At 42.4% G+C, this 23,113-nt stretch carries 9 protein-coding genes; 3 read left to right on the top strand and 6 right to left on the bottom strand.

What is annotated here, in order from left to right:
- Positions 1–19: 19 nt before the first annotated feature.
- Together HC643_RS32825 and HC643_RS32820 are read right to left on the bottom strand one after the other, a co-directional pair.
- Positions 20–5,194, bottom strand: a complete 5,175-nt coding sequence (locus HC643_RS32825) for a two-partner secretion domain-containing protein (RefSeq protein WP_038092718.1) — start codon at positions 5,192–5,194, stop codon at positions 20–22.
- A 46-nt stretch (positions 5,195–5,240) separates the two neighbouring features.
- Positions 5,241–7,073, bottom strand: a complete 1,833-nt coding sequence (locus HC643_RS32820; RefSeq protein ID WP_038092721.1) for a ShlB/FhaC/HecB family hemolysin secretion/activation protein — start codon at positions 7,071–7,073, stop codon at positions 5,241–5,243.
- A 341-nt stretch (positions 7,074–7,414) separates the two neighbouring features.
- Between HC643_RS32820 and HC643_RS32815 the strand changes: the two genes are divergently transcribed.
- Entirely contained in the window at positions 7,415–9,520 is a 2,106-nt protein-coding gene (locus HC643_RS32815) for a serine/threonine-protein kinase (RefSeq protein ID WP_038092725.1), read from the top strand.
- A 234-nt stretch (positions 9,521–9,754) separates the two neighbouring features.
- Positions 9,755–10,342, top strand: coding sequence for a fasciclin domain-containing protein (locus HC643_RS32810; protein ID WP_038092729.1), 588 nt, complete (start codon positions 9,755–9,757; stop codon positions 10,340–10,342).
- Positions 10,343–10,602: 260 nt separating this feature from the next.
- On the opposite strand, the gene HC643_RS32805 is transcribed toward HC643_RS32810, so the two are convergent.
- From HC643_RS32805 to HC643_RS32795, 3 genes are all read right to left on the bottom strand, one after another.
- Complete coding sequence (locus tag HC643_RS32805) at positions 10,603–13,398, bottom strand: CHAT domain-containing protein (protein WP_167844795.1); 2,796 nt, start codon at positions 13,396–13,398, stop codon at positions 10,603–10,605.
- A gap of 226 nt (positions 13,399–13,624) precedes the next feature.
- Positions 13,625–16,885 (bottom strand): two-partner secretion domain-containing protein, encoded by a 3,261-nt coding sequence (locus tag HC643_RS32800; RefSeq protein WP_050046597.1) that lies wholly within the window; start codon positions 16,883–16,885, stop codon positions 13,625–13,627.
- 39 nt (positions 16,886–16,924) lie between these two features.
- The gene (locus HC643_RS32795; protein ID WP_038104227.1) at positions 16,925–18,778 is read right to left on the bottom strand and encodes a ShlB/FhaC/HecB family hemolysin secretion/activation protein; all 1,854 of its coding nucleotides are present in this window, start codon (positions 18,776–18,778) and stop codon (positions 16,925–16,927) included.
- Positions 18,779–20,105: 1,327 nt separating this feature from the next.
- Here HC643_RS32795 and HC643_RS32790 point away from each other — a divergent pair.
- Complete coding sequence (locus HC643_RS32790) at positions 20,106–20,522, top strand: hypothetical protein (RefSeq protein WP_167844794.1); 417 nt, start codon at positions 20,106–20,108, stop codon at positions 20,520–20,522.
- A 569-nt stretch (positions 20,523–21,091) separates the two neighbouring features.
- On the opposite strand, the gene HC643_RS32785 is transcribed toward HC643_RS32790, so the two are convergent.
- Complete coding sequence (locus tag HC643_RS32785) at positions 21,092–22,381, bottom strand: Glu/Leu/Phe/Val family dehydrogenase (RefSeq protein ID WP_038078350.1); 1,290 nt, start codon at positions 22,379–22,381, stop codon at positions 21,092–21,094.
- Positions 22,382–23,113: the final 732 nt, after the last annotated feature.

The raw sequence follows: 23,113 nt of genomic DNA, 5'->3' as shown, positions 1-23,113 counted from the left end.
GTTCTTACACAAAAGACTTCTAGCGTGCAGCACAACTGGTAGGTCTGAGAGTTTGTAAGGGGCGTTGTGCGTTCGTGTTAGCAGGATCGTAAGCTGTCAGCACGATTTCACCTTTTTGGTTAAAGACCCATCCTTGCGCTGGAACAAACTGTTTGGGATTGGGGTTGGTGGATGACACCGTTGTATGACTGATACTTGCAGAATTACCAGCAGTGGAAACAGGCTCAAGTAAATCGACTTGCACGTTGTTGCTGTTGGCGGTTTGACCGGGACTCGGTGGCAAACCACCACGTCCGGTGACGATAAATCGACTACCTATACCGCGCTGACAGGGATTCTGGGCAATTTCTTTTGAGGGGTCTGTCACTTCTTCAGGTAACTCCACCAACCCGCGATTGGGGTCGATTTCGGTATTGAGTTGTACTGTACCTTCTTGTTGCGGCTGTTGTTGGGAAATTGCAGTGATATCGCTTGTGGGTACATTATTTGGATCGAGTCCGTTGGGATCGAATTGCTCGAGCTGTTTTCGGGTGAGTGGAGCGATTCCAAGCAATGCACCTCTAATAGAAATATTTCCACCCCGACCGTTAAAAGCATTGGCTGTGATGTCGCTATTTTCTTGAGGAAAGGCAATGATGACGCCATCAGGAATGTTGATGGTGATGTTTCCACCGTCGCCACTCCCCTGAGATCTGCCTGCAGTGGCAGAAATTTTACTTCCACGACGCAAGATGAGTAAGTCTTGCAAATTTAACTCGATACTACCACCCTGAGCACTCTGGGTTTCTGCGGTAATTTTGGCATTGTCCAATCTGAGAGTTCCTGCCCCAATTTTAATACTGCCACCGTTGCCGCTACCTTCACTATTTACAGATATTCTCGCGCCATCGCGAAGAATAAATTCTTTGGGGTCAATGTCAATGCTACCACCATCACCTTGAGAGTTTGCTTCGGTGTTAGAAAACAATCCACTGTTACTGCCAGAAAGAAGGATGCGATCGCTTACCCTTAAGATAATATTACCTGCTTTGCCACCCCTACTAGTAGATGTAGTCACCCGTCCACCATTGCTTACTTCAAAAGTCTTAGCGTTTATAGTTATGTTGCCACCATTACCATTATTAGCTGTGAGTGCTTCTACAATTCCACCGTCTGCTAAACGAAAATTATTAGTGGTGACAGTAATACTGCCTGCAGCCTGTGCTTCAATATTAGTTGTTCCTCTTTCAGCACTAGCAAGCAATGCGCTTGAAAATCCTACTGTTGGGAAGGAGACGGGAAATTGAATAGAACTGGAGCCAGAAATATTAACAAAATCTTTAGCATTAATTTCGATATTGCCTGCTTTTCCCTTTCCCCCATTTAGACCATTTCCTTCACGAAAAACAATACTACCTATCTGACCACCATCTGTTAGGGTCAGCGATCTTGCCTGTACATTAATATTACCAGCAATTCCTTCGCCTCCCTGTTCTACATTACTCCTAATGTTACTCAATTTCGTGAGCGTGACAGGGCCATCAATTTGCAGTGACACCTTTCCAGCATTTCCCCGACCAGAAGTTGCAGTACTTAGCTCGCTAAGATCGTTCATTGATAGGGAGCCTGCTTTTATGTCAATGTTACCTCCTTTACCTGTTGCATTCTGACCTACAAAGCTTGAAATTTGATTAAAAGAACCAGAAGCGGTTCCTAACGTGGTAAATCCAAAGAGATTAACAGCGTTGCGGACAGCAATTTTAATGTTTCCAGCATCTCCTGTGCCAAAAGTACTAGCGCTGATTTGTGCGCCGTTACTCATCAATAGCGAACCATTTTCGATAGTGAGATTGATATCACCACCATTGCCTTGTGCCTCTGAGCCTACGGTACTGAATATGGAACTGGGTAGTTTATTTGCTCCACTACTGACTCCGTCAAGTGTCACATCACCTCCACGGACTGTGACATTCACATTTCCCGCATTCCCAATGCCAGCCGGGATGTTTTTCTCCGTATCTGCTTGACGAACGATGGTTAGCAGTTGCCCGCCACTACTAAGGGATAAAGACTTGGCTGTGATATCGATGATACCTCCCTTACCATCACCGCCTGCTTCTATATTGCTTCCAATAACAGCATCCGTATCTAGGGAGACAGAACCATTCTCCGCTCGCACAGTTACATTGCCAGCATCGCCCTTGCCATAGGTATTGGCATTAATTTGTGCGCCGTCACTCATATTGAATGAGCCTTTGCCAACGGTGATATTGATGTTGCCACCTTTGCCTTCGTCCCCAGATTCTAAAGTGCTAAAAATTCTAGTGTTTCTCCCAGTAAGGGAAAAACCGTTCTCAGCCCGCACGTTGATATCTCCAGCAATGCCCTTGCCAAACATACTGGCAATAATTCGGGCACCATTACTCATGTTCAGCGAACCATTTTCGATAGTGAGATTGATATTACCACCATTGCCTTGTGCCCCTGAATCTACGTAGCTAGCTATGAGACTGGGTAGTTTATTTGCTCCACTACTGACTCCGTCAAGTGTCACATCACCTCCACGGACTGTGACATTCACATTTCCCGCATTCCCAATGCCAGCCGGGATTTTGTTCTCCGTATCTGCTTGACGAACGATGGTTAGCAGTTGCCCACCACTACTAAGGGATAAAGACTTGGCTGTGATATCGATGATACCTCCCTTGCCATCACCGCCTGCTTCTATATTGCTTCCAATAACAGCATCCGTATCCAGGGAGACAGAACCATTCTCCGCTCGCACAGTTACATTGCCAGCATCGCCCTTGCTATAGGTATTGGCATTGATTTGTGCGCCGTCACTCATATTGAATGAGCCTTTGTCAACGGTGATACTGACGTTACCACCTTTGCCATCACCGCCTGATTGTAAAGTGCCAAAAATTCTAGTGTTTCTTCCAGTGAGGGAGACACCGTTCTCAGCCCGCACGTTGATATCTCCGGCAATGCCTTTGCCAAACATACTGGCACTAATTTGAGCGCCATCACTCACATTCAGCAAGCCATTTTCGATAGTGAGATTGATATTACCACCATTACCTTTGCCAAACATACTGGCACTAATTTGAGCGCCATTACTCATGTTCAGCGAACCATTTTCGATAGTGAGATTGATATTACCACTGTTGCCTTGTGCCTCTGAGCCTACGGTACTGAATATGGAACTGGGTAGTTGATCGATACTACTAATTCCGGAGAGTGTCACATCACCTCCACGGACTGTGACATTCACATTTCCCGCATTCCCTTTACCTGCAGGACGCTGATTCTGCGATTGACGAACGATGGTTAGCAGTTGCCCGCCACTACTAAGGGATAAAGACTTGGCTGTGATATCGATAATACCTCCCTTGCCATCACCGCCTGCTTCTATATTGCTTCCAATAACAGCATCCGTATCCAGGGAGACAGAACCATTCTCTGCCCGCACAGTTACATTGCCAGCATCGCCCTTGCCATAGGTATTGGCATTAATTTGTGCGCCGTCACTTATATTGAATGAGCCTTTGTCAACGGTGATATTGATGTTGCCACCTTTGCCCTCACCGCCTGATTCTAGAGTGCCAAAAATTCTAGTGTTTCTTCCAGTGAGGGAGACACCGTTCTCAGCTCGCACGTTTACGTCTCCAGCGTTGCCTTTGCCATAAGTGCTGACATCTAATTGACTCCCATTATTCATAATGAGGGAGCCATTTTCAATAGTTAGGTTGACATCACCACCCTTGCCCATTGCCCCTGTGTCTATGTAACTAGTTATGAGACTGGGTAGTTTATTCACACCACTACTGACTCCAGCAAGTGTCACATCACCTCCACGGACTGTAACATTTACATCTCCAGCTTCCCCAGTGCCACCTTGACGAATCAAGGTTTGTAGTTGAGCACCATCGTTGAGAGATAATGACTTCGCGGTAATATTAATTCCACCTGCTTTGCCATCGCCTCCGTCTTCTATATTATTAAATATATAAGTATCACCTATAAGTGAAACAGAGCCATTCTCAGCTCGTATGTTGATGCTTCCGGCATTTCCTTTTACATAAGTGCTGGCACTTAGTTGAGCGCCACCAGACATTGAGAACGAACCTGCTTTAATATTAATGTTGCCACCGTTACCACTGATAGTATTGCCACTGTAGTTAAAATTATTAACAACATTATTGTCAATCCAACTGAAACCTGATATTTCTATTGCCCCTGTTGCATTGAGCGTAATATCTCCGGCTTGAGCACCCGTTACCACTGTAGGTGATAAGCTTATCCCGCCTCGCACTAAACTATTGTCGCTAATCTCTATATCTTTGGCGTTGATGGCGATACTTCCACCACCGCTACCACGTACAATGACGTAACCTTCATTCTTCAGTCTTACATCTGCTCGCGCTACATCATCAGGAAAATTTAACTGTAGAGTATTCCCGTCTAGCCCTATTTCACCTGTTCCTCTGACTCCTCCTAACTCAATGCGACCACTCCTAGCGGCTAGTGTGCCATAATCTACAAGCACATCACCGCCCACTAATGCTATAGATTTTCCATTTGGAACTTCAAGACCAGTATAATTACCGTTGATGTCCTCAGAGTACGATTGAACGGTAATATTGGCAGGATTCGTGGGATTAACTGGATTGTCTCGAAAACGCAAACCAGTGGGAATATTCACGGTTAACAATTGTGGCGGTGCTAGTTTGCTAGTGGCGCTAAATTCAAACTGGTTGCCAAATAACAAGCTACTTGCGGTACTTCCCAAAAAGGAACCGCCCACGTCTAATTTGGCATTTGGTCCAAACAAAATGCCATTGGGATTGATGAAGAATAAGTTAGCACCGCTCAATACACCGAGCGTCCCTTGAATGTTCGATGCATTTCCCCCTGTCACTCGACTGAAAATATTCTGAATGCCAGTTTGGGGATTAAAGTAGACTCTCCCATTAGCATCGACATCAAATTTCTCAAAACTGTGAAACAAACTTGTCCCGCGAGTCGCACCGCCATCAATGCGATCGCCAAGACTGCCTTTCACATCAACATTAGTATTTACAATAGAATTTTCACTCCCTAGGGTATTGTCGGGAATAACTTGTTGTGCCTTTGCAGGAGTGATAGGTGCAAGGCTTGCAATAGAGTACAAGGGGAAAGAGAAGAAAAAGAGCGATCGCTTGGATGGTTTCATGATGAATGCCTTATCTTATAAAGTGTTTTTTTCTTCCAGAGAATTCTTAAAAAGGGCTGTAATTGACTGAAAAGTAAAAACCTTGTTCTTGTAAAGTCCTTTCTCTTGACTCAACATCAATTAACGGAATTCCGTAGTCAAAGCGAGCATTTAAGTTGTTACCCATTTGCCATTGCAAACCCAAACCAACACCCAGTAAGGTATTGCGATCTGGATCTGGATTGCTTTCGCCGGAGCTATTCCAGCCAATGCCAAAATCGATAAAAGGCACGACTTGTAAAACTCCTTGAATATCTTGTACTCTCAAAACAGGTAACCTAAACTCTGCAGAGGCAAAAAAGCCATTATCGACCAAAAGCTGGTCTTGTCGGTAACCTCGGACGCTTTGCAGACCTCCTATGCCTATTTGTTCTAAAGGTACTAAAGCTCTTGTTGCTAACTGTAGGTTAGAGCGCAATACTAGCAAAGTGTCTCGCGCCAAAAGCCTGACATACTGTCCTTGTCCGCGCCACGAGAAAAAGCGACTGTCGGGAGCATCGCTATTGATAGTGGCGTCCAACCATGCTACTCCAAGATTGAATTGGGAACGAACAGCCAAGACTTGTTGCGGGCTGCGTTGTATGTATTCCTGAACAAACCGCAAAGCTGATATGCGAGTTTCTCCATTCTCATCAGCTCCTGGTGAAAGTGGAAAGCTCTCTCCCTCAACTTCTGTCAGACTTTGCTGTCGTACTAGATTCAAACCTAAGGCAAATTCTCGGTTGGGAGTTTGGATAATCGGCTGGCGGAAACCTATATCTATGTAAAAAGAGTTACCTGTAATATCTGCTTGGTCGAAGGGGGGTTCAATGACTGTAGTGTCTGTAAATCCACCAGCCAAACTAATAGACCCATTCCGGGGATTGATGGGAACTGTATAGCTAAGGTCAAGGGAATTACTACCATCAGTATTGGTATATATTGCATCAAAACCATCACCCAAACCAAATACATTGCCTTCAGAGATCCGGACACCACGTCGGAAACTCCCTACACTTGGCGCACGAGCATTATCCAGAAAGAATTCTGTCCTGAAGGAGTCTGCTTCTACAACCTTCACTTCCAGTACGCCCTGCTCCAAACGAGAGCCAGGAGACAATTCCGCAGAAAGGTTTTCAATCAAGGGGTTCAGTTGCAATAGCTGTAGGGCTTTTAGCAGGCGGTTGCGATTGAAAGGTTGAGAGGTACCGAGTTTTAATCGACTGCGTATGTAGTTTGGATTTAACCGTCGAGTCCCTGTGATTTTTATTTCTTCCACTCCCCCTTCAACAATCTGAACTTTAACAACTGCTCCTTTTGGTGATAAGGTTTGCCCTGCGGGGATAAAAGCACCAGAATTAATGTATCCTGCATCAATGTAAAGCTTTGCGATCGCAGCTTCTACTTCCAGCAATTTGGAAAAAGGGATCGGTTTATCGATAAATTCAGCTGTTATTTCGCTTAATTTTCGATCGCTAAATGCCGTGTTCCCTTCAAACTCGAACTTAATAACTCTGATACTTCCGGGAATGTCAGGACGTGTTTGTGAAGGAGAAGGTGTTGTGGGGGTAATATCAAGTGGAGTTTCTGGTGGTGGTTCTGGGGCGGGAATCGGCTGAGGTGGTGGGGGTACTGGAGTAATGGGATTTGGAACCTGAGATAAAATAGTAGACGCTACGGTATTGCTATACGTAAACTCTGAAGTCTCAAATTGAGGAGGTATGGCGTCTGTTTCCTTAAGACCTTCCATTGGCAAGCTTTCAGCCGAGGCTTCACAAGCATAAGAGGTGATTAGCACTTTGAAAATCAACCCTACAACTAGATTGAGCTTCAACCAGCTAACTACTTTACCCCGACTCATGGTATTATGCACTCCCAGTAAAATTGTTTAAAGTAAATAGCGATTGCGTTATTATACCGAGTTAAATATAATTAATCTATCCTAAGGAATATCTACCACATATTCCCAGTGCTGTCTCCCTTTTTGTAGATAATTATTTCTTATCAAAACCCGTAATGTCTCGGCAGACTCCCATGTTTAACTCTCTAGGATAAAACTCTTACTTTTAAACGATCCTCATTCACTAAAGACGACCCTGAGTAGTTAAGTTTAATTGTGACGATATACTTAATTAAATGTTGTCTGCCTGCTTCGTTAAAAACTATCGCTTAATATTAATTTATATTTAAAAACCAAGTTATATGACCGAAGAATTATTGGGTGGACGCTACGAAATTATCAGGGAATTGGCACGAGGGGGTTTTGGTGTAACTTATTTAGCCAGAGATACTTTATCAACTGACCCTCCTTGTGTTGTCAAAAAACTAAATCCTCAAATTGCTGATGTTGAAGCAGCAAAGAGATTATTTCAAAGAGAAGCCCATATTCTTAACTATTTACAGCAAAGTCAACAGATCCCTAAATATATTAATTACGTCGAAGAATGTCAAAATTACTACATAGTTCAAGAGTATATACAGGGTAAATCATTGGATAAACTTATGGATCGGCGATGGTCCAAAGAGGAAGTTCTGAATTGTTTACACGAAATTTTATCAATCTTAAAACATCTTCATCAGATAAATATTATACATCGCGATATCAAACCTTCTAATATCATGAGAAGGGATATCGATCGCAAGTTTGTCTTAATTGACTTTGGTGCAGTCAAACAACTATACCCAACAGACTCATTTCGGCAATCATACAACCAGCAGTTACCACCTCATACTATGATTGGAACGCCGGGATATGCTCCTGCGGAACAGTTGGAGGGAAGACCCGGTTTAAATAGCGATATTTACGGCTTGGGGATGACAGCAATTCATCTGTTAACAGGAATCGAGCCAAAGAATATCAGGCGGGACAGACAAACAGACAAGATTGTATTTCCTGAAGGAATTGAGATCGATGATTTCTTAGCAAATATTTTAACCAAAATGGTAGACCCGAGTCCCGATCGTCGCTATCAATCTGTTGTTGAAGTTCTAGAGAGTTTGAATGCGATCGCGCTAAGACAAAACGGTCATTCTCACAATCATTCTCAAAATGGAAGCACACCACCAATCGAATTTTCAACTTCCCCACCCTTACCGTCATTTTTTCCTCAAAATAATGCTATAACTCGACAAGTCTCTTTACATTTCGCTTTACAGCTTTGGTACATTCCCATCTTATTAGCAGTGGTTGGAGCGATTGTCATCACTGTAGAATTGATTAACCCATTTATCCGACCCTTTTATTACGCATATCGAGGAAATGAGTTACTCGATATACGTCAACCTGAAGCAGCTTTAGAACAATTTGAAAACCTCATAGCAATGAAACCCAACTCAGTTGAAGGTTGGAAAGGTCGAGGTGATGTTCTTTTAAGCTTGGGGCGTGATTCAGGAGCCTTGGGGTCGTATGATAAAGCACTCTCTCTACAACCAAAGAATGTAAAAGTGCTCAACAATAAAGGTAAGGTTCTCTATAAATTTCGCAGGTATAAAGAAGCCTTAGATATGCACGAAAAAGCTCTGCGTATTGACTCTAACGATGCTGAAGCTTGGAGTGGTAAAGGCTTAGCTTATATGGGACTGCAACAGTATAGGGAAGCATCAGATTCCTTCGATAAACTCAGGCAAATTAGACCTGATGAGCCGAAAATTTGGTACGAAATAGGGTTGGCTACAGAACAGTTACAGGGACCGCAATTTGCAAGAGAATATTATAAAGAAGCGCTAGAATCTTATAATCTTTTGCTGAGAAGACAGCCAAAAGATTTAATTGCTTGGACCGACCAAGGAACTGTTTTACTAAAGTTAAATCGTCCCAAAGATGCACTGGCTTCTTATCAGAAAGCACTGGCAATTGATGAAAATTTTTATGAAGCTCTACTTGGTATGGGTAACGTACTTTTTTCTATGGGTACAGAAAAACGTGAAGAAGCCCTTTCCGCTTTCGATCGCGCCAGTAAACTCCGTCCGCAAGATTATCAAGTTTGGTACAATCGGGGTATTGTACTGGCTCAATCCTTTAAAGACCATCAAGGGGCATTAGAATCTTTTAATAAAGTTATTGATTTGAGGAATGATTTTTATCCTGCTTGGCAAAGCAAAGGACTAGCACTACTAGAGCTACAACGCTACAATGATGCACTAGACGCTTTTAACAGAGCCAAAGATATAGAACCTAAGAACCCTTATATTTGGGCTAATCGCGGGTATGTCTTAGAGGTGCTAAAGAGAAATCAAGAAGCTCGCGAGTCATATGACAAAGCAGTTGAATTAGGTTTTCCCCGCGAACAATTACAGAATTTGAAATAATTTTTACACCAAGAAAGCCAAATTGTAAATTCAAAGAGGGTTGCTATAGCTTGAACAAAGTTTTCTAAAGATGCGTAATTAATGAGTTTCTTACTGATATATATATATGGGAAAAGCTACCTGTAAATCAGGTAAGTTGTAATGCACAAAATCAAAATTTTGTAAAGACAAAACTTTTCATCTTAATCAGAAGTTGTAAAAGTATTTATTCGTTTACATCAAAGGTGCTCGCTTATGATTCCTCAAAATTTAAAGAACTCAATCCCCAAAAATTGGTTGAAAAAGTTGACCGCCGCGCTTGCGATCGCTGGTGCTAGTACCGCTATTTGTGTTCCTGTTTTGGCTAAATTTTATCCTCCATCGTCTCTTTTCCAACCTTCTGCTTATCGTAACTATCCTTACCGGAACTCCCAAAAAAATATTGCTGATACCCTGACTCAAGAAGGGAAATTTGCCGATCTTGTTTATGAATTAAACAAAGCTCAACTTCTGAAAACCCTCAAAAATGGTCGTTACACAGTTCTCGCTCCAACCAATGAAGCTTTCAAAGCTTTACCTAAAGATGTGTATCAGCGATACAGTCAGCCAGAAAATCGACTCAAAGTGCTGAAATATCATTTAGTTTCGGGGGTCATCTCTGATGAAAAGTTAGATGGTAAAGAAATACCAACTTTATTAGAAGGTCAAACAGTCAAAGTAACAGTCGATGAACCCAACGGAACAGTCAAGCTAAATGATGCGATCGGTAAACCACCATCCCTCGAAGCACAGAATGGTGTCGTTGTGGAAATTGATAAGGTACTTCTTCCTCCTGGATTTTAAGCAGAGTCTTTTTAATAAACACTCCACCGCAAACCTAAGGATTGGAATCAAATTCCCCTTACAAAGCTATAGTGATGTACAGATCTCTAGAAAAGAGATGAAACATCGTGAAAAAGGAGAATTGGAATGAAGTTCCCCCCTTTTGTAAGGGGGGTTAGGGGGGATCGAACTTGTGAATGCAGCCTGCGAAACTCTGCAAAGCTGCATTGAAACGGGAGGCGGAGTCACCAGAGCGTTGTGTTTATGGGATGCTCCGGTGCTTATTGCCAGTTTCCAACGAGTACAAAAGGTGCCCAAAAGTGAGGATGTCTGTACTTTTCATACTTATCAATAAAAGCCAGTTGTGCTTTTCTCAAAGCTTGAGCTTTACTGAGATTTGTCTTCTTGGCTTGTTCTAACTGGCTGTAAAATTCACCCATAATCTGAGTTGTCGTTTGATCCACAACAGGCCACAATGTTGCTATGGTGCTGCGAGCACCAGAGCGGACTGCGACTCCTGCTAGTCCTAAAGCAGCCCGTTTATCTCCACTAGCTGTTGCACAAGCACTTAGAACCAATAATTCGATGGGTCTACTCTGGTACAAACGAGCGTCTCGCAATAAGTCACCTAAGCGTTTAACACTGATGCGTTCATCCCAAGCAAGGATAAATGTCTCGCTCGCTTTAGAGCTAAACTCACCATGCGTGGCTAGATGGACTAGGGGAGGAATACGAGAAGCAAAAATTTCTTTTTTGAGCTGCGTGCTGGTGAATTTCTCGTTAAGAATCAATCGGTCTGAAAGACCAATTTGCTTAATTTGTTCGAGTTCTCGTTCTACATAGTTTAATGCTTTAAAGTCTTTATGTGGCTCGAAGCCCTCTCGGATTTTGCTGAGCCCTGCGGTGAAGACTTTTAAATCCACTTTTGCAATTGGTTTTGGATCGACGAGTTGCAACCCTGGAGTTAAGGCGATCGCATACTTTTGTAGCAGATACTGCTCGCCATCATAAAGGATACTCATGGGGAGATTTCGCAAATCTGCATCCAATACAAAAGCTAAAGTTGTGACTTTAGAGTTTTTCAATTCCGTCTCTATAGGTTGAATGAGCCAGTCATACAACTTTTTGTAGTAGACTCGCCAATCTGACTCGATACTATTGGGATCTGTGAGGGAACGTTGTACCTTGTCTACAGTGTCTTCAAATTCACCCGGCTTAAACTCGTATGTATGAAAGCTCAGAGTGGGTTGCTCTTGATTGGGTAAGCTAAGAATAACCTCCAACCTGTTTTGTAACACAATTGTATAAACAACTGCTGCTGTCCGATCTATGCTATCAATTTGTTTGGATTTTTCCTCTACGCAAGCTTCTTTAAAAAAGTTGTTGAGTTCAGCAAGTTGCAATGACTCTATGACATTACGGGCTTGAACTAAAAGTTCTTGACTTTCTCGATTTTTCCCCGTACTTTTTAAAGATTTTGCGTATTCTAGGTCTAACTCCACTAACTCACGATAGACTGGCTCTACAGTGTTTTGAAAAGAAAATTGGACTTCTGGATTGAGCGCTACCAAATCGTTCCGTAATGATTGCAGAGCATCATAGGCTTTGGTATAAGCTGCGATCGCATCTTTAATATCTCCTCTTTGTCTACGTATCTGTCCTAGCTGCCAGAAAAACTGGTAAGATACGTCTGGGGAATCAAAAGTTGAAGCAATACGCAGAGCTTGCTTTGTTAGTTCTTCAGCTTGAGGTAAGTTCTGTATTGAGTGAGTCATGTACAAATTGCCACGATACCCCAATGCATAAGCTTCAGATCTTTTGTCTCCCAAACTTCTAGATTGTTCGACTGCTCTTGATAAGACGCGATCGACTTCGTTTAAAGTTGGAAGTTGGGAATTCGCTTTTGTGAAGAGACCTGTTTGTGCTAACTCCACAAAGTTATGAGCAAAGTTGATTTGAAGGTAAACACCCGTTCGACTCGGGGGTAAGCTCATTATCTGAGGTTCGAGCGATCGCCATAATTGTTCTGCTTGTTGAAATTCCTCAGACTTTAACAATAAATTAAGTCGATTGAGTTGTGCTTGCTGTCGTGTTATTAACAATGGAGATAGAAGGATTGCCTTATTATAGTAGGAGAGCGCCCTTTGTTCGTAATCCTGGATTTCACCGCGAGATTTTTTGCCTTTTGCGATATCTCTTAAAGTATTGCCCATACTAAGATAGACAGCAGCCTGTTCCCAAGGAGAATTCAGTTTTTGTGCTAAGTTTATGCTGGTGTTTAAGATAGTTTCAGCGAACTCTGGCTGACCCTGGAATCGAAACAGTTCGCCCAGGCTTCTCAAGCCTACTAGTATTGGTAAAGATGAATTCTTGCTGACTTTTGTCAGTTTTTGCTCTAATTCTTGTTGAGACAGTTCTCTTAATTTTTGGCAATTTTGAATATCAATTTCTTGAGCTAACACTTCTAGTAAAGTATCGCAAGAACTATTATAAAGACCAATATCTTGCATGGCTTGAGCCTGATTAATTTTGCTCTGGGCTAACTTGTCTGGCTCATTTAGTTTGCTGTAGATTTTTGTAGCTTCTTGCCAAGATTTTAAAGCATTTGCTAACTGTCCTAATTCGCTTTGTAAATTTCCTTGAATATCCAAACTTTGAGCGTAAATTTTTAATTTTTCCTGGTTGTCTGGTTGATTTTCTAGAATTTTTAAGCTGTCTCGAAGTACTTTTTCAGCAAGATTCCACTGTCCGAACTGTTGGTAAGTCAAAGAAAGATTGCTGAAAGCCATTGCTTGGTTTAAACTATCTCCTTGAGTGGCAAAAATATTTGCTAATTGTTCCCAGACAGTTGCAGATTCCTCAAATTTGCCATTGCGGTATAATTCACTGGCTTTTTGGGTCAGTTGTTTGGGCTCTTGCTGAGCTTGAGCAATAGAGATGGGTACAGAAACTTTGGCAATAACAGGTGAAATTGTTGAGAGGGTAAATAATAAGGCTGCAAGGAAAAGAGAGCGCCGTCTGTATATTCTTATGAAGAAATTGTGTAATTTACTCAGTTTAAGCTGCTTTAAAAGCATAATTTTTCCTCCTGTCATTTTGGTCTCACCCAATAGGTTGTTTGAAAAGTGGTGAGTTGTGTTTAGGTACTTAGCGATCCCCCCTAGCCCCCCTTAAAAAGGGGGGAAAATACTCTTAAAGTTACCCAATTTACCGGGGGATTTAGGGGGATTTTGAATGTTTTGCTACTGATGAAAGGACTTTTCAAACATCTTCTAAAGGTGCAAAGAAGAGTGTGAAAACAAATCAACGTGCAATACACCCAGTACGGGTTCGTAAAGAACGTTGCGAACCCGTACTCGTATGGTCATAAGCTGTCAGTACCACCTTACCTTTGCTGTTCAATACCCATCCTTGGGCTGGTATAAGCTGTTGAACAGTTGGAGTGGGAGAGGGTGAAGTGAAATGACTTGGAGTTGCAGACGTTGCGGTACTTGCAACTGGCTCGATTAAACTAATACGTGCATTGCGACTGCTGAGAGCTTGGGTTGGGCTTTGTGGTAACCCACTGCGTCCGGTAACTACAAAGGTACTCCCTACTCCTCGCTGACAGGGATTTTGAGCAACTTGTTGTGTCGGATCTATGACTTCCTCTGGCAATTCTACCAATCCCCGATTGGGGTCAATATCTGGCGTGTTCAGCTGTACTGTACCGTCTAACTTTGGCTGCTGTTGGGAAATGGCAGTGATGTCACTTGTTGGTAGATCGCCTGGTTTGAGTTTACTGGAATCTGTCGTATTTAAGCGTCGCTCAAGCTCTGTACGACTGAGGGGGGAGATTCCAAACAAACCTTTTGCCCTAATTCTGACATTTCCTCCTCTGCCACTTATAGCGTTGGCAGTAATATCATTATTTTCGGGAAAAGCAACAATGAGAGGGACATTTATGTTGATGTTACCGCCGTTTCCACCAGATTGCGTCCCTTCTGCGCTTGTGGAAATTGCACTGCGTTGACGCAGCCGCAAAACATCTCGCAAATTTAGCGTGATATTACCACCTTCCGTGCTTCGCGTGTCTGCCGCAATGATTCCTCGATCGTTAAGTGTCAAACTATTTGCTTGAATTGTAATATCGCCCGCTTTTCCTGCTCCTTGAGAACTGACTATTATTCCACTATCTGGGTTCTCAACAGTTAATGTTTTGGATGTAATTGTAATACTCCCAGCCGTTCCTTGTGCATCCCTTTTAACTCCAGCAAGAATTTTTGCTCCACCAGCCACAGAAAGCGATTCAGTGTCTATCTTCACATTACCTGCTAAATTTTGTCCCGCCGTACTGGCATTGATTTGAGCGTTCTCAATGAGGGAAAGCTCCCGAGCTTTAATCTGAATCTCTTGTAGTTTGTTTGAAATATTATTTTCTATATTTCCTTCTGCAAGGCTAAAAATAGCACTCGTGTTCGTTTTAGAAAAACTTTGAATTAGGATGCGATCGCTAGCATCAACATAAATGTTACCAGGAGATCCATTTCCTTCAGAAGAAGCATTCAATGTACCCCCATTAGTCAGTTCAAGCAATTTGGTCTTAACACGGATATCTCCGCCATTGCCCACACCATCTGATTGCACTACGCTGAGAATACCACTACTGTTATTTTTTACCCTGCCATCAAAGGTGACTCGCTCCTTGGCATCAATAATGACATTGGCACCAGCCCCCGTTCCACGGACATATGCAAACACTCCGCCACCATCTTTTGCTACGAGGGAGTTGGTAGTAATGCGGATTTCGCCACCATTTCCTGTGGCGTTTGGTTCTACTCTGTCAAAAATAGCACTACCATCACCAAGCAACTCAACGCGATCGGCATTGATGATGACATTACCTGCATTCCCTATTCCATTTGTATCAGCCAACAGTTGACCTTTATTGGTAAGAGAAAACACTCCGGTTGTTATTTCAATATTTCCACCCTTACCCTGACTGTTGTTGGTTAAACTGTTATTAAATGTAGCTTCATTGGTAAGTTCTAGAAATTTGGTCTTGATGCGGATGTCTCCGCCATTGCCCACACCAGTTGATTGCACTACGCTGAGAATACCACTACTATTATTTCCTACCCTGCCATCAAAGGAAACTCGCTCTTTGGCATCAATAATGACATCAGCACCATCACCCTTTCCGCTTATATCTGCAAACAGTCCAGCGCCATTTTTGGCTTCAAACGAATTGGTATTAATGCGAATTTCACCACCATCTCCTACAGCGTTTTGTTGTACTCTGTTAAAAATAGCACTATCGGGACCAACCAATTCGACCCGCTCGGCATTGATAACTATATCGCCAGCCTTCCCTTTTCCATCTGTATCAGCAAACAACTTAGCACCATTGGTTAGGGAAAACACTCCGGTTGTCATTTCAATACTTCCGCCTTTGCCCTGACCTATCCTTGTTAAACTGCTATTGGCTCTACTTCCCGAATCGATCTGAATGCTGTTACCCGCATCTAGGATAATCTTACCTGCAGTCCCCTGTCCGTAAGTACGGTTATCTATTTTTGAATTATCCGTAACTGAGATAGACTCAATTGCATTGAGTTTAATATTCCCAGCAGTAGCGTTAACCGATTGCACGTTTTGGCCGATACCAGCTGTTACTATGCTGATATTTGAAATGTTAATGTTTCGTCCATTAATCGTAATGCTTCCACCACCCTGGTTGTTATTTGTAATGACATTGATTCCCGAGCGTTTAGTTACGGTTACATCAGCTCGTTGCACTCCTTGAGGAAAGATTAAAGTGCTGTCCTTTATCTCTACCGTTCCCTGTGTTTTCAAACCTCCTATCTCGATTTGACCCCCAGGAGCTTGCAAAACGCCACTATCTAAAGTCACATTACCCCCCACAAAAGCTAAAGTCTTTCCGGCTGGGACTTCAAGTAAAGCGAGAGCGTTCTGTCCTGGGATGTTGTTCAGATTAGTACTATTGAAATTTGCAGATGCACCCATTGTTGGTTCCAATTTATGACCGTAACCCTTCACTGTAATTGTTTCGGGTTTATCCCGAAAACGCAAACCAATAGGAATATTAATATTTAATGTTGGTGGTAGTGCTTGCGGATTGGTGGCGCTAAACTCAAATCCATCAAACAACAAGCTTTCCGCAGTACTGGCAAAAAATGAACCACCAATCTCCAATCGAGCATTTGGTCCAAAGATAATACCCGCAGGATTCAGTAGAAATAGGTTAGCACTACCTTGGGCTTTCATCAAACCATTGATGTCAGAAACAGAACCGCCTGTGACTCGGTTGATAATGTTTTGCACGTCTAAAGCATTGTTGAAGATGACCGAGCCAGCACGGGGAGAAAATTCTTTGAAGCTGTGAAACAGGTTTCCTCCAACTCGATCGCCGTTATCGATAGTGAAGTCAGGACCATTGGGGGTAACGGTGGTAGATAAAGTCCCATCAGAACTGACTTGTGCTTTAACAATGTTGGTAGAAGCAAAACATCCCAGTACTGTTAGGGGTAGGGATATTAAAAAAAGCTGCTGCATCTGTTTCATAATTAAGTCCGCAATTCAAAAGTATTCTGGCGAAAATCCTTAAAAAGGGCTGTAATTGACTGAAAAATAAAAACCTTTTTCTTGTAAAGTGCGATCGCTATCCCTCAAATCACTGTTGATGAGAGGAATACCGTAATCGATACGGGCGGTTAACGTGTCGTTCATCTGCCATTGCAATCCCAAACCAACACTCATCAAGGTATTGCGATCTGGGTTGGGGGTATCTGAACTGTTCCAGCCAATACCAAAATCAACAAATGGAACGATCTGCAAAACTCCATTAACCTCTTGTATGCGTAGAATAGGAAACCTAACTTCTGCTGAGGCAAAAAAGCCATTATCAACCAACAGTTCATCCTGTCTGTAACCCCGGATGCTTTGAAAACCCCCTAAACCAATTTGCTCTAATGGGACTAGGGTTTTCGAGGCAAACTGCAGATCGGAGCGAAATAACAGTATGGTGTCTGGTGCTAAAAGCCGTATGTATTGTCCTTGTCCCCGCCACGAGAAAAACCGACTATCTGGAGGATCGTTATTAATGGTTGCATCAAATAATCCTATACCAACACTAAATTGAGAACGCAATGCAAAGACCTGTCTCCGATTGCGCTGTGTATATTCTTGTACAAACCGCAGTGCTGATATACGTGTTTGTCCATTGTTGTTAGCGCCCGCAGAAATGGGAAAGCCTTCTCCGTCAATTTCTGTCTGGCTTTGCTGGCGGGAAAAAGATAAGCCCAGGGCAAATTCTTGAGAGGGTGTTTGGATAATCGGTTGGCGGAACCCAGCTTCTATGTAAAAAGAATCGCCTGTAATATCGATGCGATCGAAGGGAGGTTCAATCACTGTAGTCTCAGTAAAACCACCTGCTATGTTAATAGAGCCGTTGCGGGAATTGACTGGTACACTGTAGCTCAGGTCAAGAGCGTTACTCCCATCGGTATTTGTATAGGTTGCTGAGAAGCCATCACCTATACCAAAAACATTGCCTTCACTAATACGGATACCCCGTCGAAAACTACCTACACTGGGAGCACGACCATTATCGACAAATAATTCTGTTCTAAAAGAGTCTGCTTCAACGACTTTAATTTCCACTACACTTTGTTCGGGACGCGAACCCGCAGACACATCAGCAGACAGCCTTTCAATTAAGGGATTCAGTTGTAGTAATTGCAGTGTTTTGAGCAAGCGGTCTCTATTTAAAGGTTTAGAGGTACCCAGTTTGATACGAGAGCGAACGTAGTTTGGATTTAACCGTCGAGTTCCCGTAATCTTAATTTCCTCAACTCCACCTTCCACAATCTGAACTTTAACGACTGCTCCTTCGGGAGATAATTCCTGTCCTGCAACGATCACAGCACCAGAATTAATATATCCAGCATCGATATAAAGCTTTGTTATGACAGCCTCAACTTGCAGCAGTTGGGAAAAAGTGATTGGTCGGTTAGTATATTCTGCTGTCTTTTTGCTTAAGGTTTCATCACTAAAGGCTGTATTACCTTCAAACTCAAATTTTTTAACTGTGATAGTTCCGGAAAGCTCGGGACTGGTTTCTGAAGAAGGAGGTTTAGGTGGAGTGGTATCAAGTGGAGTTTCTGGTAAGGGTTGTGGGTCGGGGACAGGTTGTGGAGGTGGTGGTGTCGGAGTCAGGGGATTGGGGAGATCGGGAGAATTGGGAACCTGGGATATAAGATTGTCGGACGCTGTCTTGCTACTTGTAAGAGTTAAGATTTTTAATTGAGAAAGGGGCAAACTTTTGGAATTAAAGCGATCGTGAGGTACACTCTCAGCGGAGACTTTACAAGTGCAAGAGGTAGCTATTAACGCTTCAAGCACTAACGAAACAGCGAAATTGAGTTTTACATAACCGGGCTGTTTGCCCATACTCATAGTACAATGCACTCCTTAGTTAAATTGGACTCTTGCGAACAACGATCGCACCTGATGTTTTAAACAGGTTCAGAGTTATTTTTTCTACTTAATAGGACTTACGCAACCTCAACGTCATTTTGGGTATTTTACACGTTATCGATCCCCCATCTCCCCCCAAACCCAGAGGGAACCCTTAGCCTACCGTAAGAAGGCTACGGTAGTGTACATCTCTCTAGAAAAGACATGAAACATCCTAAAAAAGGAGGAATTAGAATCAACTTCCCCCCTAACAAGCTACGGTGGTGTACATAATCTTTAGAAAAGACATGAAACATCATGAAAAGAGAGAATTGGAATCAAATTTCCCCCTTTTTCAAGGGGGGTTAGGGGGGATCGAAACCCCAAGAAAGCACTTTAAAAGAATTGTGTACACCGTATCTTAAAAAGGGGGCTATGCGTAAGTCCTACTTAGGAACAATTACCACAGTTTTCCTTGTCAGTCACTTAAATTTAACAATCCTTACATAATACCAAATCATGAATAATCAGAAAAAACTGCCTCTATTCCTTATTTAGAAAGGTTTTCTCTGAGGAAAAACTTCATATAATCCATCGTATAGAAAAGTATCGATTTTTAAGCAAAGCCTGTAAATCCACATCTGCTTGAGATAACTAATGTAAATACCTGAGCCAGAATCGAGTATAGAAACTTAAGAAAAAGTCTGAAAGAATACTATATTAAATTCCGTTTCTATAAAAAGTGACAAACTGTTACTGAAAAATTAAGAACTAAGTGTAAAAAAATGGCGAAACACACAGAAGGTTAAGAGTTGGACACTATCAAATTGTTTGAGAACGATCGCTCTAGTACAGTAACGACAGTTTAGAAACCAGTTGTTTGAAATCTAGAATGATAACAGATTTCAATAAGGTTGAGTTAGACATCCTAAGTAAGGGCTTTCGCGAACGCAAGTGCGTACCGACGCTATTAAATAGATGTTAATTCGTTTCTACAATTAAGAGTGTTTAAAGTCAAGAATAAAATCTTCATACTTTTTTGAGTTCAGTTGTCGTATTACGGTCTTTGATAATAAAATATCTAATTTGATATGCAAATATCAAAGCAGAGGGGTTGAAAAAATTTTTTCTAGATAAAATTAACAGAGTCAACAATCAGTAGGTTGTAGTTGTTTTGCATTGTTGAAAAAACTGTAAATTCCAATTTTTGAGAAAAATAGAAAATAAATAAAAATTTTGAATTCAAAATTTAAAACTGGTGGGCGGTAGCATAACTTCTGATGGCGGGATACTGACAGCCTCTGGTGGTTGAGTCGAGTTGGGAGGATTGGCTGGAACAGGAACGGTTGGGCTGAATGCTGATGGTAACAATTTTCTTGGCTTGGATTTTCCCGATAATTTAACGCGTGCAGATGTATCACTCACCAATGGTGCTTATGTTGATATAAGTGCTGGAGGAGGTTGTAGTATAGCAGTTAACGCCCGAAACTTAAATATTTCAGCAAGTGCCTTGTACGCCGGGATAAACCCAGATCTTGGATCGGCTAGCAGTCAGGCGGGAGATATTACGCTGAATGCTAGAGGGACGACAACTGTTACGAATGGCTTTATTTACAACTATGTAGCTTCTGGGGCACTTGGTAACTCAGGGAACCTAACCATTGAAACCGATCGGTTAAGCGCCAGTAATGACTCACAAATCGCCACTTTGACATCGGGTCAAGGGAATGCCGGTACTGGATAACAGGGAGGTAATTCCAATTTCCCCCCAATTTATCGGGGGGTTAGGGGGGATCGAAACTGCTTTTAATGCACTATATAAGACTTGTGTACACCACCGTAGCCTTTTTAAGGGAAGCTAGGAGCGATCGCATCCGCAAGAATGCACTTTAAAAGACTTGTGTACGCCACCGTAGCTTTAAAAAGGGGCTAGGCCGTGTTTTCACACATATTTGTTTAGTCTCATAATTTTTTAGATCCCCCTAAATCCCCCTTAAAAAGGGGGACTTTTGAGTATCTTAGCCCCCCAATTTATCGGCTACGATGGTGTACAGATCTCTAACAAAGAGATGAAACATCGTGAAAAGGGAGATTTGGAATTCAGTTCCCCCCTTTTTTAAGGGGGGCTAGGGGGGATCGAAACTGCTTTTAATGCACTCACTTTAAAAGACTTGTGTACACCACCGGAGCTTTTTTAAAGGAAGCTAAGAGCGATCGCATCTGTAAGAATGCACTTTAAAAGACTTGTATGTACACCTTAGCCTGCGAGGAGAGGGGCTTGAGAGAGGTCTGTTTTGACTTCATCGAAACGGGTTAAGGATACAGACCGCGATCGTGAAGTGCTTGAGCAACGCGACCAACACCCAAAGTATATGCAGCTAACCGCAGAGGTATGTGACGTTGTTCGGATTGTTGTATGACTTGACGATAGGCTTGCACCATCAGCAATTCCATTTCCCTATTGACACGATCTTCATCCCAAAATACATAAGAAAGACCTTGTACCCACTCCAAATAACTCACCACAACACCGCCCGCGTTAGCCAAAATATCTGGTAGTACCGTGATACCTCTAGCTTCTAAAATTTCATTTGCCTCAAGAGTGACAGGACCATTAGCAGCTTCTGCTACAATCGTTGCGTCTACTTGATGGGCGTTTTTCTCCGTGATTTGATTCTCTAACGCTGCAGGAACCAAAACATCACAAGACAAAGTTAATAGCTCGGCATTACTAATTGGTATTGCATTTGGGTAACCAACAATATTCTTGTCGTTTTGTGCTGCATAGTCTTTTAAAGCAGGAATATCCAGCCCAATATCTGAATAAAGTCCTCCATCAGCATTAGAAACAGCAATAATCTTTGCTCCGGCTTGATGCATCAATATAGCTGCGGCTGCACCTACATTTCCAAAACCTTGAATGACGACTCGCGCTCCTGCTAACGATTTACCTATATCTGCTAGGGCTTCACGTACAACAATCATAGTCCCGCGTCCGGTTGCCATTTCTCTTCCTCTCGAACCACCGATGGAAATAGGTTTACCAGTAACGACTCCCGGTACGGCATGACCTACATTCATAGAGTAAGTGTCCATCATCCATGCCATCTCACGAGCAGAAGTTCCCATATCCGGTGCGGGAATGTCTTCTGACGGACCGATATCTTTAATTAACTCTGTTGTGTAACGGCGGGTAATTCTTTCAAGTTCTCCAACACTGTAGAATTTTGGCTCGATCGCAATACCTCCTTTCGCACCTCCATAAGGCAACCCAACGAGCGCACATTTCCAAGTCATGAGCATCGCGAGTGCTGAAACTTCTTGTAATGTGACAGCCGGATGGTAACGCGTACCGCCTTTATAGGGACCTAAAATGTCACAGTGTTGTACCCTATGTCCGGCAAGAACTTCAACCTCTCCATTATCCCTCTTCACGGGAATAGAAACTGTAATGACTTTGCGTGGGTGTCTTAGAAGCTCCAACAAACCCCGCTCCAAATTCAATTCTTTTGCAGCCTGTTCTAGATAACTGCAGGCTTGATCGAACGGACAAATATGCGCGGGGCTTGGAGCCACCAATGGAATTTCGCAAGAGGAAACCATAAAATTTTCTCCTTATAGCTCTATTTTCGCTTTTTCAGACGTTTACGATTGTTAGTTCCCGATAAACTCGTACATGGGGTCAAATCTATACTTTTTCATAGTTTTATCGATTACTTGCCACAGCAATTTTTGAATTGGGATATCTTTCCCAACCAAATCGATCGACCACATGTAACTCCAACTGCTTTCAACCCTTGGCGATTGTTACAGTTGGAGGAGGGGTAGTATATCCTCCAGCACGCAACATGACTTTTCACATGCGATCGCGTAACAAGTAGTGTTGGTTTATACTAAAAGAAATTACTTTGTCAAGATTCGACCACATTTGATGGAACTATGCTTAGCGTATCCTTTTTTTCTAAAAAAATATCATTTTTGTAAATTTCGTTACAATTTTCTGCGATCCCTTGTGCTTTTAAGTTGAGACTAGGCATTTTTGCGATCGCTGGCTCAAGTCAGGAAGATCCTATGGAGCTAGAATAATAGAGCGTTTGATGTCTTATGCATTACAAAGATAGCGAGTGCTACCGACAAAAAATAGTGACTTGATTTTTTCACCTGTTTGTGGGATATTTCTGCTGATACTTCAAATAGCCTATATATCTATCAATTTACCGTATTTTATATTGAATGGTTGTGGTTGAGCTAGTTGCGGAGGTTCTCATCTGCGGATAAAGGGATAAGAGGGGAACAAGGGCGACAAGGGAAATTTTTGTAACAAATCCAAAATCC

The sequence above is a fragment of the Tolypothrix bouteillei VB521301 genome, assembly GCF_000760695.4.
Taxonomy (GTDB): Bacteria; Cyanobacteriota; Cyanobacteriia; order Cyanobacteriales; family Nostocaceae; genus Scytonema; species Scytonema bouteillei_A.
The sequence above is the reverse complement of the archived record's forward strand: the minus strand, read 5'-3'. Positions and strand labels throughout refer to the sequence as shown.

Coding starts and splice junctions, on each gene's coding strand:
- HC643_RS32825 (WP_038092718.1), bottom strand. CDS start 5,194: ATGAAACCATCCAAGCGATCGCTCTTTTTCTTCTCTTTCCCCTTGTAC.
- HC643_RS32820 (WP_038092721.1), bottom strand. CDS start 7,073: ATGAGTCGGGGTAAAGTAGTTAGCTGGTTGAAGCTCAATCTAGTTGTA.
- HC643_RS32815 (WP_038092725.1), top strand. CDS start 7,415: ATGACCGAAGAATTATTGGGTGGACGCTACGAAATTATCAGGGAATTG.
- HC643_RS32810 (WP_038092729.1), top strand. CDS start 9,755: ATGATTCCTCAAAATTTAAAGAACTCAATCCCCAAAAATTGGTTGAAA.
- HC643_RS32805 (WP_167844795.1), bottom strand. CDS start 13,398: ATGCTTTTAAAGCAGCTTAAACTGAGTAAATTACACAATTTCTTCATA.
- HC643_RS32800 (WP_050046597.1), bottom strand. CDS start 16,885: ATGAAACAGATGCAGCAGCTTTTTTTAATATCCCTACCCCTAACAGTA.
- HC643_RS32795 (WP_038104227.1), bottom strand. CDS start 18,778: ATGAGTATGGGCAAACAGCCCGGTTATGTAAAACTCAATTTCGCTGTT.
- HC643_RS32785 (WP_038078350.1), bottom strand. CDS start 22,381: ATGGTTTCCTCTTGCGAAATTCCATTGGTGGCTCCAAGCCCCGCGCAT.